Raw genomic sequence first — 17,404 nt, 5'->3', positions numbered from 1 at the left:
TAATCAAAACAATTAATTATAAAAATTAACTTTATAATTCGAGAAAGGAGATAAGTTAATTATGGGGGCAGCAGTGGTAACAAAACCAAACAAATTTACAACATGATTAAATAGCAAATTCATTCCTAGTGTCGAAAAAATTGGGAATCAAACTCACTTATCGACAATTCGGGATAGTTTTGCTTTAATTACCCCGTTATTTATTGCGGGGGCTTTAGCAATCTTTATTGATCAAATTATCTTAGGGTCAAGTGCTATTTCATTATCTTATTGAATTGCTTATTGAAGTAAAATGTATGATGGTTTTGATGGTGATCATATTATTTTTTTACCAAGTGCTATGAAGACACTTGATGCTTTAAAATCTGTTAGTGGGGTTGTTTGAAATGCTTCATTAATGGTTATGACCTTGTATATTGTTTTTCTAATTGGTTATTTATTAGGAAAACGTCGTGGCCAAAATCCAGCAATAATGGCTGGAATTGTTTCGTTTGCAACTTTTATTGTGGCGGGAGCCGGGATTGCTGGTTGAGAATTTGCCCAAAAGTTTATGGGAGTAGATGGTTTGTTTTCTGGAATTATTATTGCTTTTTTGAGTGCGGAATTATTTATTTTGTTACAACGTAATAATCGCTTAGCAATTAGAATGCCAAAAAATGTTTCCCAGCGGTTGGCCATGCTTTTGCAAAATTATTGCCAATGATTATTACGACTTTTTTTGTTTGGAATTGTGTCGCAGTTATTAGTTTTTTCATCAATTGAATTTACTGTGGTTGACCAATTTAATCAACAATTTACTAAACAAGATAATTTTGTGGGAATTTATCGCAATACTGCGGGTGATATGTTTCAATTATTGAATGGAATTTTACAACCATTAACTGCGGTTCAAAGTACATTAGTTAAAAAAATTGAATATTTAACAATGACTTCTGATCCAATGTGAGGCGATTTTACTCTGTTGAATAAAACAACTGAACCAGAGTATAGTGCCTTTAATTTAAAATTTAAAGCATTAACATTAGTTACTTTAATTTATAAATTTTTTACATATCCTTTTATGAAAGCTGCTTCTAATCCCAATGTTGGGTTAGGATTTGCCTTAATTTATATTTTCTTTGCTTCAATTTTTTGGTTTTTTGGTTTACATGGAACAAACATTATGAATGGAATTTTCGGACCAATTTGATTATATGCAACTGTTCAAAATTCAATTGCTTTTAAAGCCGGTCAAGACCTTCCATTTATTTTTTCGCTAGGATTTTTTGATGCCTTCATCTTTTTAGGGGGATGAGGAATGTCCTTGGGGTTAATACTTATGACTTTAATTATGGGGCGTGATAAACAGACCCGAATTATTTCAAAAAATTTAATTGCTCCGGGAATTTTTAATATTGATGAACCAGTAACTTTTGCATATCCGTTATTTTTAAACCCTGTGATGGCAATTCCCGCCATTATTGGGTTATGTTTACTAGTAGTTTGAACATGGTTTTGAATGCAAATTGGTGTTGTGCCAGGAGCGGCATTATTAATTCCTTGAATGGCGTCGGTGGGAATTGGTGGTTTTCTGACAACGGGAAGTTGGAAGGGAATTATTTTAGCTCTCTCAAATTTAATTTTAATGGCTGTGCTTTACATTCCCTTTATTTTAATTGCTAATAAAATTGCAAAAAATAAGGGGACCGCTGTTCCGCTTAATTATTTGGGTCGGATTCAGTTCTTTTTTACTGGTCGGAATTATGCGGAACCAAAGACAAAAGAACTGCGTCTTCGTCAACGTGTTGAATTGAAAAATAGCTCAAATTTACAAGAGCGTCGCGGTTTAAAAGTTTACTATCGCAATGAATGAAAAACTTTACATAATGAATTAGTGACAAAGTATCGTCAAGCACGAAATGATAAAAAGAGGGCAAGACAAATAAAAAAGAAGAGTCAAAAAACAAAAAAACATAATTGGAAGAACCCAGGAACAAATGAAAATAGAGTTCTTTATAAGTTAAAATCACAAGATAGCAGCATTATCGACTGGATGATATAGTAACTGGCTTTTAAAATTTAGAGGAAAAAACATTATTTTTGCTTTACAATTTTTTTTTTTTTTTTGGTATTATATAATATTAAGGTGATAGTAAATGCAAATGCGAAAATTGAACAATTGTGTTAAAAATAAGAGTAAACATCTTCTGCAAAGAATTCTTACTTTTCTTTCTCATTTGTTCTTAAGTTTATTTTCTCCCCATCATTTTAAAACTTACTTAATTAATTGGATTTATCTTATTAATTAAGTAAGTTTTTTTATGTTTAAAAAAGGTAACAGAAAGTGAGAGTATTAGAATGAAAAGTAAAAGTCTTTTTAATTTAGATGATTGAAATGAGCAAGAAGTTAATGCTGTTTTAATGGAAGCTTTGCAATTTAAAAATAATATTAAAAAAGTAGATTATCAGCAAAGAAAAATTGTGGCAAACTTATTTTTTGAACCTTCAACGCGAACACATTATTCGTTTGATGTTGCTGCTCATAAATTAGGGTGCAAAACCTTAAATTTTAATGAGCAATTTAGTGCTACAAAAAAGGTGAAACATTATATGATACCATCAGAACTTTTGAAGCATTAGGGGTTGATGCCTTAGTAATCCGCCACCCAGAAAATAATTATTATGATGCTTTAATTGATAAAATTAAGATTCCAATTTTAAATGGCGGGGATGGCTCGGGAAATCATCCAACACAAAGCTTATTAGATTTGTTAACAATTAAAGAACAATTTGGTAATTTTGCTGGGTTAAATATTATTATTGTTGGTGATATTAAGTATTCTCGTGTTGCAAAAACTAATATTCAGATTATGCAAAAGTTAGGAATGAATGTTTATACGACAGGAATTAATGAATTGCAAATGCCAGGGGTTGTTAGTGTTGATTTTAAAGAGAATTTACCAAAAATGGATGCTGTAATGTTATTGCGTTATCAATTTGAACGTTTTGCTAATAATGAACAATACCATTTAGATTATTTACATAATTATAAATTAACGCCAGTTTTAGTTACAATAATGAAACTAACTGCAATTATTATGCATCCAGCGCCATTTAACCGTGGGATTGAAATTGATGATGATGTTGTTGAATGTAAACAGGCAAAAATATTTGATCAGATGGCAAATGGAGTTTTTGTGCGAATGGCCTTGTTGAATAATATTTTAAGTGCGAACTAAAATGATTTATACTTTTACTAATGCTAAGGTTTATTTACCAACTGGTTTTCAACAAACAAATATTACCATCCAAGATAATGCCATTATTCAAATTGGATCAGCAGTGCTAGGAACAGAAATTAAATTATCATCAACTTGTATTATTGTGCCAAGTTTTATTGATTTACATGCACATTTTCGTGAGTCTGGTCAAACAGAGAAGGAAGATTTAGTAAGTGGTGCCTTAAGCGGATTATATGGTGGTTATCAAACAGTTTGTGTAATGGCCAATACAAGTCCTGTTATTGATCATCCAACCGTTTTAGCACCATTATTAATGAAAGCAAAAAAATTGCAAATTAATATCCAATTCTTTAGCGCTATTACTAATAATTTAGCGGGGCAGAAAGCAGTTGATTTTGCTAGTTTCGGTGAAGATGTTATTGGTTTTAGTGATGATGGTATTTATCTGGCTAATCAAGTTTTACTACTAACAGCTTTAAAATATGGACAAACTAATAATAAATTAGTTTCGTTACATGTTGATAACTGTCAGGAATTATCAGCATCAACAACCGTTTTAAATCAAGCGGCGGCTGCAAGATTTAATTTAACTGGAGTTGATGAAAATTATGAGACCGGACCATTAAGGCGTGATTTAGCAATTGTTAATCAGTTGCAGTTACGATATCATTTATGTCATCTTTCAACCGCAAAAAGTGTCGCTTTAGTTCGCAAGAGTAAAGTAATTAATCCATTTTTAACTTGTGAAGTAACACCACATCATTTAACGTTATCAACAGATGATATCTTAATAAATGATGGTAATTATCTTATGAATCCACCTTTAAATCTAAAAAGTGATCAATTAAGTTTAATTGCCGCTTTAAATGATGGCACAATTGATGTGATTGCAACAGACCATGCTCCGCACCAAGCAAAAGAAAAAGAATTGTTTGTAACTAGTGCAATGGGGATTATTGGTTTACAATTAACTTTTCCGTTGTTATACACAAAATTAGTTTAACCGCAAAAAGTACCATTAGCAACAATTATTAATGCTTTAACAGTTAATCCCCAAAAGTTAATTCAACATCATGATGTCCAATTAAAGGTTAATAATCAAGCTAACTTTACAGTAATTGATTTGGCATTAACCCAAACGGTGACTAGCAAATTATTAAAATCAAAAGCAACAAATACGCCCTTTTTGGGGACGGCTTTAACCAGTTGACCAATTATGAATATTCATAATGGGATAATTCATCATTTAAATGAGGAAGGAGCATAATTTATGGGAAAACAAATAATTGAAACAACAACATTATTAGCCAATGAGCAGTTGGGACCTGATTTATGACTAGCAACTTTTAAAGCTCCACAACTTAGTAGAATTGCCCAGCCAGGCCAATTTATGTTAATCGAACCATCACGGCAGTTCTTTTTAAAGCGACCATTTAGTTTCTTTGATATTAATGTTAAAGCAGAAACCATTGCTGTTTATTATCAATACAAGGGGTTGGGAACCTGGTATATGGCAAATAAATGAACGGTTGGTTAAACAGTTCAAATTCAGGGTCCCCATGGACAGGGGTTTCAAATTCCAGAGCAAAGCAATAATTTGTTAATTATTGCGGGAGGAATTGGTATTGCGCCAATGAAAGCGTTAATTGATGATTTAATTAAAAAAGGTATTAAGTATACAGCAATTTTTGGGGGACGAACTAAAAATGCCTTAAATGTTTTATCTTTATTTCAAGATAATATTTCCTTTTTATTAAACACAGATGATAGGTCAATTGGATGCCAGCAAAACATTGTTATAGCATTAGAACAGTATTTACAAGAACACCAACCAGAAATGATTGTTGCGTGTGGGCCAGATGTTGTTTTAACAAAAATTAATCAAATTGCAAAACAAAAGCAAATTGCAACACAAATCTCTTATGAAAGTCATATGGCTTGTGGTGTTGGAGCTTGTATGGGTTGTTCAAAAACAATTGATGGGATTAATAAGAAAATTTGCACGGATGGGCCAATTATTATTGTTGAATATGAGAAGCAAGAAGGAGAAAGATAAAGATGTTAAAAACAGAGTTTTTAGGATATACCTTAAATGCCCCGTTAACAACTGCCAGTGGAACCTTTGGTTATGGTGAATGTTATCAAGATTTCTTTGCTGTTAATGAATTAGGAATGTTAACAACAAAGGGGATTACCTTAGAACCGCGATCAGGGAATGCGTCGCCACAGTTGGCAGAAGTGACGGGGGGAATTATTAATTCCATTGGTTTAGAAAATCCGGGGTTAAAGGAATTTCAGGCAAAAATTGTTCCAACTTTTCAAGCTTTTCAAATTCCAATTGTTGTTAATTTAAATGGAAAAACAATTGAAGAATATGAAACTTTGGCAAAAGCAATTAACAATATTTCTACCATTACTTTTGTTGAATTAAATATTTCTTGTTCAAATGTAAAAGAAGGGGGAATTTTATTTGGAACCGATCCAGTTATTACGCGAGAAATTGTCAAGCGGGTACGACGTGTCTTAACAAAAAAGAAATTGATTGTTAAATTATCACCATCGGTGACTGATATTAAGCAGTTTGCTCTGATTTGTCAAGAAGAGCACGCTGATGCAATTAGCTTAATTAATACAATTCCAGCAATGCAAATTGATCTTAAAACCAAAAAACCAACCTTAGGGAATATTATTGGTGGATTGAGTGGTCCTTGTATTAAACCAATTGCTGTTCGGATGGTTTATGAAGTTGCTAGTGTTGTTAATATTCCAATTATTGGGATGGGTGGTGTTAGTTCAACAAATGATGTCTTAGAATTTTTAATGGCTGGAGCTAGGGTGGTTGCGGTTGGAACTAGTTTGTTTACAAATCCTAATTTAGTAAGAGAGATTAAAACGGGATTATTAGAATATTGTCAGCACCATCAACTAAATAATATTAGTGAAATTATTGGAATTGCTCATCAAAAGGAGGAAAAAAATGAATAAGGTTTTTATTGCATGTGATTTTAATTCACGGGAACAATTAGAAGGTTTTTTAGCAAAATTTCCGCAACAACCATTAGCACTGAAGATCGGAATGGAATTAATTTATGCGGTTGGTTTTGAAATTATTTCTGATTTAAAAGAACAAGGGCATACGATTTTTTTAGATTTAAAATTGAATGATATTCCTGTGACAGTTGAAAAGGCGTTAACTGCTTTAAAACAATACCAAGTTGATTTTGTGACAATTCATTTAACAAGTGGGCAAAAAAACCTTGGAATTAGCGTATAACATTGTACAAGATACGAATATTAAATTATTGGGAGTAACAGTTTTAACTAGTTTAGATAACGTGGATATACAAGAAATGTTTTTATCTTCAACATTGACAACAAATAAGTTGGTTAAAAATTTAGCTAGAATGGCTGTTGATAATCATTTTTATGGTGTTATTTGTGCTCCATCAGAAGTAACCTTGATTAAACAATACTTTCCGAATTTAAAAACAGTAACTTCTAGTATTCAATTAACATTAAATCAAACTAATCAAAAACGGATTGCAACACCATTAGCAGCAAAGAGATTAGGGGTAGATTATTTAGTAGTTGGTCGTGCAATTAGAATGGCGTCTGACCCATTTGCAGTTTATCAAGAAATTTTAGCAATTTTTACAGAAGGAGCAGAAGGATAAAATGAAAAAAATTATTACTGAATTAGTTAATATTAAAGCAATTAATATTGATACAATTAAATTATATACATGAGCATCAGGCATTAAATCACCAGTTTATATTGATAATCGTTTAATTATGGGATATCCATAATTACGGTGAGCAATTATTCAAGAATTTGCCCATATTGTTCATTCCAAATTAGCAGGAATTAAAATTGAAAATATTTTTGGGACAGCAACGGCCGGGATTCCGCATGCTGCCTTATTAGGACATTTATTACAATTACCATTTGAATATGTTCGAGGTAGTAAAAAAGAGCATGGTAAACAAAATCAAATTGAGGGAGTTTATCAATCAGGACAACGCGTGATTGTGATTGAAGATTTAATTTCTACCGGTGGCTCTGTGATTGAAGTTGTCAAGACGTTACAACAAGCGGGATTGGAAGTTGTAGCTGTTATAGCAATTTTTAATTATCAATTAAAAATTGCTATAACAGCTTTTAACGAATTACAAATTCCATTATATACTTTAACCACTTTTGATGCTTTAGTAGCTAATACTGATATTTTAACAAGTGACCAACAAATAATGTTAAAACAGTTTCATGAACAATTAAATCAATAATAAAATCAGATTTAAATTCGTTTTTATTTAAAAAACAAATCCTTTTGTAATTTAATTATAATTTTTTTAAAAATATGTAATTAAAATCCTTTTTTGTTTTATCAAAAAGTACAATTTTAAAATAAATCCTTAAGGATAAAAAAGGCTTTATTATGGCAAAATTAATAAGGTACATATTAGTATATTTAATAACGAGGAAAAAAGTATCCTTGATTTACTCTTTTACTTATAGTAAAATTAAACTAATTATGAACACATTATTTACTTAAATAACTATAATTTAAAAGGCTCTAAAATTAGAATATTGAGGAGCAGTTCATATGGATTCTAAAATTACTTTTAACTATAATAAATTATGTGATAAGTGTAAGACTAACTTTCAAAAGATTATGTTATCGATTAAAGAAAAAACCTGAGCTTATTAAAACAATGCAATTCTATCAAATTATTGTTAATGATGAAGTAACTACTTATCAAAATATGATTCCGTTTGCTTTGATTAAACATAATAGAGAATTATATGGTTTTTTTTCTGCAAAATAATATTCGATATTTATCTTCAGAAGCAAAGGAATTACTAAAACAAGGACAAATTATTTTACCATTATATATTTTAGAAACACAACTTCAATATAACACAGTTAATGTTTATCGGGATGCACCTTCCCGAGATATTGTCCAACAACCAAACAGATTAATTGTTGATAATAGTCATGCCTCCAGTGAAGAACAATTAACTTCTACAATTGAAAATTTAAAAGACAATCAACATCAAATTGTACAAGGATTAAGAAAAACATTTGTAATGTTGGATCACCGCAATAAAAAACTAATAAAAATTTTTGTAATATTAGGTGTTGTTTTATTACTGTTTTTTGTTGCTGTTGGTATTGGGGGATGACAATTATATTTATATTTGCATCAAAGAACACAAGTAGTTCTTTATGATTTAGGCGCAATTACAAGAATTAAAAGTCCTGAGATGATTAATGTAAAAAATATTTACAAAGTTGAAGAAAACGAGATTAAAGATAGTTTAATCAGATAATAAGGGTGCTGTTTTTTCACCGGTTAATTTAGTAACAAGTGCAGTTAAAATTTGAGTAATGATTAAAGCAAGGCCTAATAGTAAGTTTTTAATTAATAACACTAATTATTTAGCAGTAACATTACCAATGTTAGGTGAAAAAAAATCAAGTATTGTTGAAATTAAAACTCTGGTTGGACCAGAATTATTGTCTGTCCCAAATCCTGAGAGAGTATCAATAGATGATATTCATAATGTTTATAATTCCGTTATTGAACAAGTAGTTAAAACAATTAGTAATAAAGCACAATTAAATGTTGATTATTATTATCATATTTATGGTGATGAAAATAAGGGCTCATATCAACAGGTTAATTTGACTAAAGGTAGTGTCAATATTTGGATTGTTATTACAGCACAAGCAACAAGCAAATTAATTATGGGGTATACTAATTTAATTAAGGTTACTTTACAAAATCATAAAGAATTTAAAATGTTTAATGATTTGAAAAAATTGCTTTTTGCTGGGGATGGTTTTTTGTATGTTCTTGGTGAGGTTGATGGAGGGAGTGTTATTTATCAGGTGGATTTGAGGAATGGTTATAGGTCTTTGTGAGTAAATGTTATAGGAGGAACAATGAGAAGCAAAGAGCTATTTTTGGTGAACGATATCTTGTACTATCTATTTATTTTGGATGATGACAGTATTATTTACCCGATATATTTGCATAATGCTAGAAAAGGTACACAGTTTATCTTTAGTGGGTAAATAAGGAATATAGTGTCTGTTGCTGCTTGGAATGGTTTTTATGCTGTTGTTAACAAAGATAGTAATAGGGGAGTTTATCGGGTGGATTTGAAGAATCATAGAATAAAAGAACAAGACTTACTACTTTTAGTTAAGTTGAAAAGAGGGCTATCTGAATTGATGTTTGCTGGGGATGGTTTTTTGTATGGCTGTTATGATGTGTCAGATGTTTTAAAAATAGTAATTTAATTGAGTAAAAAATAAGTAAATTTAGATACTTTTACAACAAAAATAATAATTATCTTGACTAAATTATAAAAAAAACATATAATAATCCTTGGAAAATGTTAAAGTAGCTAATGCTCACCTATGCCCTTTAGTGTGGTTAATAGGTTTTACAAGATTAAATTAGATTTATAACGATTAATAATTAATTGTTTAAGATATAATTCTTGTTAATTAAAGCGCTACTTTTGAGCGTTTTTTTAATTAATTACAATGGAGGGATTGGATGAATCAACCTACTAAAAACAATAAAAATATTGATCAAGTGAATTATGATATTAGAGCACGAGAAGTTTTAATTATTATGGATGATGGTAGCAGAATTGGACCATTAGGACGTAATGAAGCAATTCGTTTTGCGGAAGAAAGAGGCTTTGATTTATTACTAGTATCAGCGGTTTCAAATCCACCAGTAGCAAAGCTAGTTGATTATGGAAAATATAAATATGAACAAAAAAAGAAAGAAAAAGAAAACAAGAAAAATCAACATGTAACTGAAAATAAAGAAATGCGGTTACGTACTGGAATTGGCGATCATGATTTAGAATTTAAAGCAAAAAAAGTTCGTGAATTTTTAATGGATGGTAATCGTGTTAAAATTTCATTAAAGTTTCGTGGTCGTGAAGTTGCTCGCCCTGAATTTGGGAAAGAAACATTAGATAAATTCTTTAGTTATATTGAAGATTTAGCAAAAGTGGAAAAAGAACCCCAATTAAATGGTTTGTTTTTAGATATGTATGTCGTACCGAAAAAATAATTAATTAAATTAACTATTAAGATAAAAGAAGGAGGGAAAATTATGCCAAAAATGAAAACAAAAAAATCGTTAACAAAACGAGTAAAAGTGACTGGAACGGGAAAATGAAAAATTGCTCATGCTTATACTTCACACTTAGCTCAAAATAAATCAACAAAGCAAAAACGCCACCTACGTAAAGCGGGAGTAATGGATTATACAGATCAAAGTAGACTAAAACAATTACTACAAGATTAATTTAGACAAGAAGGGAGTATTGAAACATGGCAAGAGTTAAAGGCGGACCAACAACAAGAAAACGTCGTAAAAAAATTATTAAACAAGCAAAAGGATATTTTGGAACAAAATCAACCCATTACAAAAAAGCAAAAGAACAAGTAATGAAATCATTGGCATATGCTTTTCGTGATCGGAAACAACGTAAAAGAGATTTTCGCTCATTATGAATTCAAAGAATTAATGCCGCTGTGCGTGAACATGATATGTCATATTCGCAATTTATGAATGGATTAAATAAAGCTAATATTGAAGTGAATCGTAAGATGTTATCAGAATTAGCAATTCATAATCCAAGTGAATTTAAAATGTTAGTGGATGAATCAAAAAAAGCGTTAAAAAATTAACAAAACTATTTTATTAAAAGTAGTTTTTTTATTTTTAGAATTTAGACCGAATATCAAATTAGGTACCTCCTAAACCGCCTGTTAAGCGGTTTAGGAGGTACCTAAATAATATTCGAACGAAATTTAATCTTAGTTGCTAATTAAGGCAATTAAGCATAAAATATTAATATAATCTAAGGGGAAAAACAAGAAATGGCAACAAAGTTATCATTAAAAGAACAAGTTGAAATTTTACCATCAAAACCAGGATGTTATTTATTTTTTAATAATTATAACCAAGTGTTATATGTTGGAAAAGCAAAAAATTTACGAAGTCGGGTTAGTTCGTACTTTAATAAAGTTTATAATTATAAAACAACTCGTTTGGTCCAAGAAATTACGCGACTAGAAACAATTATTACAAAAACAGAAAAAGAAGCTTTAATTTTAGAACATAATTTAATAAAACAATATAAACCAAAATATAATATTTTATTAAATGATGATAAGCATTATCCATATATTGTTATTACTAAAGAAGAAGATCCCCAATATTTATATGTTCGTAATATTCATAAAAAATATGCCCGTTATTATGGCCCGTTTCCCGAAGGAAGCCATGCTCGTGAAATTATTAAAGTTTTAGAACGATTATATCCATTACGACGTTGTAAAGGAAATCTTGGTAAACCGTGTTTATATTATCATATTAACCAATGCTCTGGTGCTTGTTTTAAGCCAGTTCCAAAAGAATACTATGCAGCAATGATTAAAAAAGTTTATGCTTTTTTTAAAGGAAATTTTAATGAAACAAAAGAACTTTTAGAAAAACGAATGTTACAAGCAGCAAATAATTTGCAATTTGAAGAGGCTCAAAAGTTAAAATTATTAATTCGTAATTTAGATTGAACTTTATCGTCACAAACAGTTGAAATGTTAAATCAAAATGAAAATTTAGATGTAATTAGTTTATATCAAACTGATCATAATTTAGTGTTAACAACTTTGTTTTATCGTGCTGGAAAACTAAGTTATAAGGATTATGAATATTATCAAGTAACAGTTGAAGATGATTATCAAGAGTTATATCGGTTGTATTTGCAAAATATTTATCAGAAAAATATTTTGCCGACTAAGATTATTGTTAATGAAGCAATTGCTTTACCAGAATTAAATTTATTATTTGATAATCGTGTTTTTCATTCCCAAACCCGAGCGGAAAAAACAATTATGCGGCTAGCAACCGACAACAGTTATGAGTCTTACCTGCAATCACAATCAACAGCTCAGCGCCAACTAAATAATGTTGAAGTTTTACAAGAATTACAAAATCTTTTACATTTAAATGAATTACCCTATTTAATTGAAATGATTGATATTGCAAATATTAATGATGAATTTGTCACTGGTGGGGTGATTGTTTATAAAAATGGTCGCCCATCACGGAATGATTATCGCAAATATAATCTTGTTATTATTGAACAAGATGATGCTCATCGGATTGCTGCGGTTGTTGCACGACGTTATCAAAAAGCTATTGAAACTGACCAGCCATTACCAAATTTAATTATCATGGATGGGGGAATTCAACAGGTTAATGCTTGTTTAAATGAATTAACAAAATTAAATTTAACAATTCCTGTTATTGGATTAGTTAAAAATGATCAACATAAAACTGATCATCTTCTTAATTTAACAAAAGAAAAGGTTTACCTTAATAAAAGTAGTCGCTTATTTTTATTTTTAACAAAAATCCAAGATGATGTTCATCATTTTGCAATTAGTAGTTTTCGTCGTCGACAAACAAAAGCATTAACAACAAGCATTTTAGAGACAGTTCCAGGATTGGGATCACAACGAATTAAAGCTTTAAATCTTCATTTTGATAGTATTGGGGCAATGCAAAAAGCAAATCCTGATGAATTACATCAAGTTTTACGTAGTTGAAAACTTGCCGAAAATCTACGAAAGTTTTTGGAAAATTTTGATAAATAATATTTTTTGTTATAATTAAAATGGACAAAGTTAAATAGTAAAAAGGAGTAAAGAATATTATGCATAGAGTTCAACGAAAAGACTTATTATTGGAATATCTCTGCCAAAAACCTTTCCACGAAATGAATCATGTTCTTGAATATGTTTCAAAATTTAATATTTCTGCCACAACAGCCCGTCGTGATTTAAAAGAACTTGAAAATGAAGGTATCATCACAATGTCTTATGGTGGAATTAACTTTTTAGGGGTTCATAATAAGTCGTGTAGTATTGATCGTGCAAGTAGTATTAATTTTGATAAAAAAATGATTATTGTTGCCAAAAAGATTTTAATTTCTCAGCAAATACAATTGATGAAACAGGGGCAGTTTATAAAAGTAATGAAGAAGAAGCCCAGGTTGAATTAGCAGCATTAGCACGAGTACAAACAAAAATTCTGTTAGCAGATAGTACTAAATTTGATAAGGTGGGATTTTTTAAGTTTTATGAAACAAAAGATGTTTCATATTTAGTAACAGATAAACCAGAAGTTGCTAAACAATATAATTTAAATGTTAGTATTATTTAGAACTTTGCCTTCGGGCAAAGTTTTTTCTTTGCAATGAAAAAGGCGTTACAACTGGTAATTTTGTGCTTGAAAGGAGGTTAAAATGGAATTAAATAATGTCCAACATGTATGTAACCAAATTGAAAAGTTTGAATTTGAAGAATTATTCACCGTTCTAGCAAAAATTGAAGCAGTTGTAAAGGATCGAACAGACGGCGTCGACTAGGAAAATATTTTTCATAAACTCTCAAATTTTTTTCATTCCAAGTTTATTATAATCACAATTGAAAGTTGAGGAATTAAAACATGGAATGATCAGGTGGGGAACATGCAATTGAGAACTAATATTCTTGAGAAGTTAGAAGAAATTATTAATCGTAATGATGATACTGTTAATGGTATCATTGCACAAACTATTTTAAATTTTGCTAAATTACCAAACGAAACTTTTATTATTAATGACGTTGCAGAAACATCATATACAAGTGTCTTATCGGTAATAAAGTTTTGTAAAATGCTAGGTTTTACTGGTTGAAAAGAATTTTATATTTTCTTTCGTTATGAATTAGATAATTTTAAAAAACTTAATCAATAAAACACAATTAAGGATTTAGTGGCAAATCACACTGTTATGATGACAAAACTATTAAATGAAAATTTAGCATCAATTCTAGAATTAAAAACAATGCTAAAAACAACTAATAAAATTTATTTAATTGGTGAGCACACAGATTTAGACTTATTAATTAATTTTTATCATCAATTATTAGGACTTGGGTTTGATACAAGTATGACGACCCATGATTTTATTGCAAAAAGGTTTTTAGAGAAACTAACAAAAGATGATCTTGTTATTTGGATCATTGTTGATACTAACCAAACTTATTTATTTAATGTTTTAAAACATAGTGATAAACCATTACCTTGTGATAATATTAAATTTATCTTAAAAGAGAACTCACCGATTTTAGAGACAAATTTGACAACAAGAGCGCCAATCATTATTATTTATTTATTATCTTTAATGCAATATTAACAATGCTTAATTAAAAAAATACCCAGACTATTAATCTGAGTATTTTTTATTATTTTTTATTATGATCAGTATCTCAATCTTCTAAAACCATGTGTTTGATAAAACGTTGCATTCATAGGTTAGGATTTGCTCCAGTTTCTAAATTACCAATTTCACCAGTTTCAAAACCGACATAATTACCATTTTTAACATAAACATAAGTTGGTGTTCCGTTTAATCCTAATGATTCAGCGGTAATACTTTTATCAATTTCACCATTAATTTTATGGGCATTACGTTCTTGCGTTACGATTCAGTTCGCATTTTTTTTTGCTCATTTTTGTTGCCAAATACCGTTAAAATCTTTGATATCACTAGTAACAATTAAACGTGTTTTTTTAATTTTTGCTTGTTCTTCAGCGCTAACGGGGTAACTATTTAAGGCATATTGGGCACCATATTTTCCTGCTAAATAATCATTAAATTTTTGATTCCCGTGCCCATTAGTATATAAATCAGCGATTGTCGTGTCATTGGTATTTTCACAGTGACTACAATTTTGTGCTGATACCATAAAAATAAAATTTTCCTTGTTATTGACTTCATCCATGAATTGGGTGTAATATGCCATATTTTTATCAGAACAAGCAATTACAGTCGTTGCTGTGGTTGATACAATTGTTAGGGCTGCCATTGTGCTTAGCAGTTTTCTCATTTTTATTCCTCCTAAGAATTACTTATAATTAATGTTGTCTATTTATAACTATACATTTTTTTTTTGATTTTAACAGAAAATATTAAATATTTTGTTGGATTACTGGTAGAAAATTAAAGGAAAAGGATATAATATATATAATGTATAAAATAACAGAACAAGTTATAAAAGGGGTGTAAAACTGATGATGGATACGGCTACCGCTCTTGCTGTATTGTTACCAATAATGATTATTTTGTTAATTTTTTCCAGTTTCTTTTCTGCATCAGAAACAGCGATTACTTCAATTAATGTAATTCGCTTGAAACAAATGGCGAAAAATAAGGTTAGCAAACGCAAGAACAAAACCACGAATAAAAATATTCGTAAAGCAAAACGCGTTTATAAATTAGTGAAAGATTATGATCGAACTTTAGCAACCATCTTAATTGCAAACACATTAATTAATACTGCTTTAGCAACGATTGGAACCCTGTTTTTTGCAACCTTAATTAGCAATACCGAAACAGCAACTTGAGTTTCTACGATTGTGATTGGTTTTACGGTATTAATTTTTGGTGAATTAGTACCAAAAACAATTGCGAAAACCTTTCCTGAAAAGTTTTCGATTTTTTCAGCTTACATTTTATGAATTTGAAAAATTTTATTTTATCCATTTACATGGGTGTTAATCTTACGAAAACAAAAAGATGGTGTTTCAACAACAGAGAATGAATTATTAGAGTTAATTTCAACAATTGAATCAGAAGGGGTTTTAGAAAAAAATGAAAAGGAGTTAATTGAATCAGCAATTACCTTTGATGAAAAGACGATTGGTTCAATTATGCGACCAAAAGAAAAAGTTAAAGCAATTTATAGTAATACAACATGACGAGAACTACAACGTTTCTATAAAGAAGAACGTTTTACAAGAATGCCAGTTTTAACTCCAGACACAGAAAAAGTAATTGGAATCTTAAACATTAAAGATGTTTTTATTGCTGTAATTGATCATCAAGAAGTTGAAATTAAAGAGTTAGTTTCAGAACCAATCTTTTTCTCCCGTTATTTAAAATTAGACGATGCTTTAGAATTATTTCAACAAGAACAGTTACATATGGCAATTGTCAGTACTAATGATGATAGTAATGATTTTCTTGGCGTTGTTACAATGGAAGATATTTTAGAAGAACTTGTTGGCGAAATATATGATGAAGATGATGAAACTGGGCAAGTAAAAGAAATTGGTCATCATATGTTTTGAATTCATGGGAGTACCGCAGTTAAGAAGGTTTTTCAAAAATACTTGCATTTAGCAGCGCCACCAGCAAGCGTTGGACAAACACTATACCAATGATTTACTCAGCAAACGGGGTATGATTTAACAAAACCAAAGAACGATATTAAAGAATTTGTTTATAATAATTATGCTTTTCGGGTAAATGATGAGAAAAAAGGAAAATTAACAGCAAAAAATATTGTTTTTGAAATTGAAATTTTAACCAACAATAATCCAATTCATGATTTAGAAAATTAAATGTTCTGTGCTATTAATAGCACAGAACATTTTTTAATATTTGTTAAATGTTTAACATTATTTTAATCTATGTTAAGATAATAAAAAGGAACAAATTTAGGACAAAAATGATAAGGAGAAGAAACTTATGTCAAACAAAATAGGCTTAGAAGGAGAATTGTGTCGGGGAAGGTTGTTTCGGTACCTTGGTTATATTAATAAAGCTTTTTCACAACAAATTGAAAATGAGTTACAAAAACATGGTTTTGATGATTTTCAAATCTCAAATATTTGATTATTAATTTTAATTGAACGATTTCCAAACTATACGATGAATGAATTAGCACAAGTTGTTAATCAATCACGTGCTAATATTAGTATTATTTCAAAAAAATTAGTGCATAAGGGTTATGTTATTAAAGTGCATCCAGAAAATAATAAGAAAGTAATTTATTTAGCACCAACAGAAAAGTGGTTCACATTAAAACCAATTGTTTTTATGCTGGTTGATGAATTAGATCAAAAAATTGAGCAAACATTATCTGAACTAAATTATGAAAAGTTATTAGCTGATTTAGAAAAAATTGTAACGTTTTTTAAAAATGAAATAAAACCATTTAGTAAATAAATGTTAAATATTTAACAAATTTGTAAAAATATCTTGTAATTTTTTTTTAAAATTCGTATAATAATTTTGTTAAGTGTTTAACAAT

General features: G+C 29.6%; 26 protein-coding genes and 1 pseudogene. 26 read left to right on the top strand and 1 reads right to left on the bottom strand.

The window, feature by feature from the left end; all coding sequences use genetic code 4:
• Positions 1-61: 61 nt before the first annotated feature.
• The 24 genes and pseudogenes from ACOBWH_RS05715 (at position 62) to ACOBWH_RS05600 (ending at position 14,502) form a co-directional block, all read left to right on the top strand.
• Positions 62-2,041: a PTS sugar transporter subunit IIC gene (locus tag ACOBWH_RS05715; protein ID WP_424525960.1), complete on the top strand. Its 1,980-nt coding sequence runs from the start codon at positions 62-64 to the stop codon at positions 2,039-2,041.
• Between the two features lie 296 nt (positions 2,042-2,337).
• A pseudogene (locus tag ACOBWH_RS05710) lies at positions 2,338-2,705 on the top strand (aspartate carbamoyltransferase); the annotation flags it as partial.
• A gap of 42 nt (positions 2,706-2,747) precedes the next feature.
• Entirely contained in the window at positions 2,748-3,218 is a 471-nt protein-coding gene (locus ACOBWH_RS05705) for a hypothetical protein (protein ID WP_424527425.1), read from the top strand.
• The gene (locus tag ACOBWH_RS05700) at positions 3,208-4,224 is read left to right on the top strand and encodes an amidohydrolase family protein (RefSeq protein ID WP_424525958.1); all 1,017 of its coding nucleotides are present in this window, start codon (positions 3,208-3,210) and stop codon (positions 4,222-4,224) included. The genes ACOBWH_RS05705 and ACOBWH_RS05700 overlap by 11 nt, the downstream gene beginning before the upstream one ends.
• Positions 4,225-4,344: 120 nt before the next feature.
• Complete coding sequence (locus ACOBWH_RS05695) at positions 4,345-4,488, top strand: hypothetical protein (protein ID WP_424525956.1); 144 nt, start codon at positions 4,345-4,347, stop codon at positions 4,486-4,488.
• Positions 4,489-4,491: 3 nt separating this feature from the next.
• A complete protein-coding gene (locus ACOBWH_RS05690; RefSeq protein WP_424525954.1) occupies positions 4,492-4,758 on the top strand; it encodes a hypothetical protein in 267 nt (88 codons plus the stop codon).
• A 96-nt stretch (positions 4,759-4,854) separates the two neighbouring features.
• A complete protein-coding gene (locus tag ACOBWH_RS05685) occupies positions 4,855-5,277 on the top strand; it encodes a hypothetical protein (RefSeq protein WP_424525952.1) in 423 nt (140 codons plus the stop codon).
• A gap of 2 nt (positions 5,278-5,279) precedes the next feature.
• Positions 5,280-6,206 (top strand): dihydroorotate dehydrogenase, encoded by a 927-nt coding sequence (locus ACOBWH_RS05680; protein ID WP_424525950.1) that lies wholly within the window; start codon positions 5,280-5,282, stop codon positions 6,204-6,206.
• Positions 6,199-6,495 carry an orotidine 5'-phosphate decarboxylase / HUMPS family protein gene (locus tag ACOBWH_RS05675; protein WP_424525948.1) on the top strand — a complete coding sequence of 99 codons (297 nt, stop codon included), beginning with the start codon at positions 6,199-6,201 and terminating at the stop codon, positions 6,493-6,495. The genes ACOBWH_RS05680 and ACOBWH_RS05675 overlap by 8 nt, the downstream gene beginning before the upstream one ends.
• Complete coding sequence (locus tag ACOBWH_RS05670; protein WP_424525946.1) at positions 6,479-6,895, top strand: orotidine 5'-phosphate decarboxylase / HUMPS family protein; 417 nt, start codon at positions 6,479-6,481, stop codon at positions 6,893-6,895. Before ACOBWH_RS05675 ends, ACOBWH_RS05670 begins: the two co-directional genes overlap by 17 nt.
• Before the next feature lies 1 nt (position 6,896).
• Positions 6,897-7,028 carry a hypothetical protein gene (locus ACOBWH_RS05665; protein WP_424525944.1) on the top strand — a complete coding sequence of 44 codons (132 nt, stop codon included), beginning with the start codon at positions 6,897-6,899 and terminating at the stop codon, positions 7,026-7,028.
• Positions 7,029-7,505 (top strand): orotate phosphoribosyltransferase, encoded by a 477-nt coding sequence (locus tag ACOBWH_RS05660; RefSeq protein WP_424527423.1) that lies wholly within the window; start codon positions 7,029-7,031, stop codon positions 7,503-7,505.
• 520 nt (positions 7,506-8,025) lie between these two features.
• Entirely contained in the window at positions 8,026-8,553 is a 528-nt protein-coding gene (locus ACOBWH_RS05655; RefSeq protein ID WP_424525942.1) for a hypothetical protein, read from the top strand.
• 58 nt (positions 8,554-8,611) lie between these two features.
• The gene (locus ACOBWH_RS05650; protein ID WP_424525940.1) at positions 8,612-9,301 is read left to right on the top strand and encodes a hypothetical protein; all 690 of its coding nucleotides are present in this window, start codon (positions 8,612-8,614) and stop codon (positions 9,299-9,301) included.
• A 12-nt stretch (positions 9,302-9,313) separates the two neighbouring features.
• Positions 9,314-9,529, top strand: a complete 216-nt coding sequence (locus tag ACOBWH_RS05645; protein ID WP_424525938.1) for a hypothetical protein — start codon at positions 9,314-9,316, stop codon at positions 9,527-9,529.
• Positions 9,530-9,791: 262 nt separating this feature from the next.
• Positions 9,792-10,322: a translation initiation factor IF-3 gene (gene infC, locus ACOBWH_RS05640; RefSeq protein WP_070406892.1), complete on the top strand. Its 531-nt coding sequence runs from the start codon at positions 9,792-9,794 to the stop codon at positions 10,320-10,322.
• Between the two features lie 42 nt (positions 10,323-10,364).
• Complete coding sequence (gene rpmI, locus ACOBWH_RS05635; protein WP_424525936.1) at positions 10,365-10,559, top strand: 50S ribosomal protein L35; 195 nt, start codon at positions 10,365-10,367, stop codon at positions 10,557-10,559.
• Positions 10,560-10,585: 26 nt separating this feature from the next.
• Positions 10,586-10,945, top strand: coding sequence for a 50S ribosomal protein L20 (gene rplT, locus ACOBWH_RS05630; RefSeq protein ID WP_070406890.1), 360 nt, complete (start codon positions 10,586-10,588; stop codon positions 10,943-10,945).
• A gap of 192 nt (positions 10,946-11,137) precedes the next feature.
• On the top strand, positions 11,138-12,919 hold the full coding sequence (gene uvrC / locus ACOBWH_RS05625) for an excinuclease ABC subunit UvrC (RefSeq protein WP_424525934.1): 1,782 nt from the start codon (positions 11,138-11,140) through the stop codon (positions 12,917-12,919).
• A 59-nt stretch (positions 12,920-12,978) separates the two neighbouring features.
• On the top strand, positions 12,979-13,326 hold the full coding sequence (locus tag ACOBWH_RS05620) for a DeoR family transcriptional regulator (protein WP_424525932.1): 348 nt from the start codon (positions 12,979-12,981) through the stop codon (positions 13,324-13,326).
• Positions 13,269-13,487, top strand: coding sequence for a hypothetical protein (locus ACOBWH_RS05615; protein ID WP_424527421.1), 219 nt, complete (start codon positions 13,269-13,271; stop codon positions 13,485-13,487). The genes ACOBWH_RS05620 and ACOBWH_RS05615 overlap by 58 nt, the downstream gene beginning before the upstream one ends.
• Positions 13,488-13,569: 82 nt before the next feature.
• Positions 13,570-13,692: a hypothetical protein gene (locus ACOBWH_RS05610; RefSeq protein ID WP_257784772.1), complete on the top strand. Its 123-nt coding sequence runs from the start codon at positions 13,570-13,572 to the stop codon at positions 13,690-13,692.
• A 108-nt stretch (positions 13,693-13,800) separates the two neighbouring features.
• Positions 13,801-14,061, top strand: coding sequence for a hypothetical protein (locus ACOBWH_RS05605; RefSeq protein WP_424525930.1), 261 nt, complete (start codon positions 13,801-13,803; stop codon positions 14,059-14,061).
• Positions 14,062-14,100: 39 nt separating this feature from the next.
• The gene (locus ACOBWH_RS05600) at positions 14,101-14,502 is read left to right on the top strand and encodes a hypothetical protein (RefSeq protein ID WP_424525928.1); all 402 of its coding nucleotides are present in this window, start codon (positions 14,101-14,103) and stop codon (positions 14,500-14,502) included.
• Between the two features lie 49 nt (positions 14,503-14,551).
• Here the strand turns inward: ACOBWH_RS05600 and ACOBWH_RS05595 are convergent, their stop codons facing one another.
• A complete protein-coding gene (locus ACOBWH_RS05595; RefSeq protein ID WP_424525926.1) occupies positions 14,552-15,196 on the bottom strand; it encodes a hypothetical protein in 645 nt (214 codons plus the stop codon).
• 184 nt (positions 15,197-15,380) lie between these two features.
• Here ACOBWH_RS05595 and ACOBWH_RS05590 point away from each other — a divergent pair, with 184 nt between their 5' ends.
• Positions 15,381-16,712, top strand: coding sequence for a hemolysin family protein (locus ACOBWH_RS05590; protein ID WP_424525924.1), 1,332 nt, complete (start codon positions 15,381-15,383; stop codon positions 16,710-16,712).
• A 127-nt stretch (positions 16,713-16,839) separates the two neighbouring features.
• The gene (locus tag ACOBWH_RS05585; protein WP_424525922.1) at positions 16,840-17,319 is read left to right on the top strand and encodes a MarR family winged helix-turn-helix transcriptional regulator; all 480 of its coding nucleotides are present in this window, start codon (positions 16,840-16,842) and stop codon (positions 17,317-17,319) included.
• The last annotated feature ends 85 nt before the right edge of the window (positions 17,320-17,404 follow it).

Origin of the sequence: Spiroplasma endosymbiont of Glossina fuscipes fuscipes, from assembly GCF_049669535.1 — a bacterium.
Classification (GTDB): Bacteria; Bacillota_I; Bacilli_A; order Mycoplasmatales; family Mycoplasmataceae; genus Spiroplasma.
The sequence above is the reverse complement of the archived record's forward strand: the minus strand, read 5'-3'. Positions and strand labels throughout refer to the sequence as shown.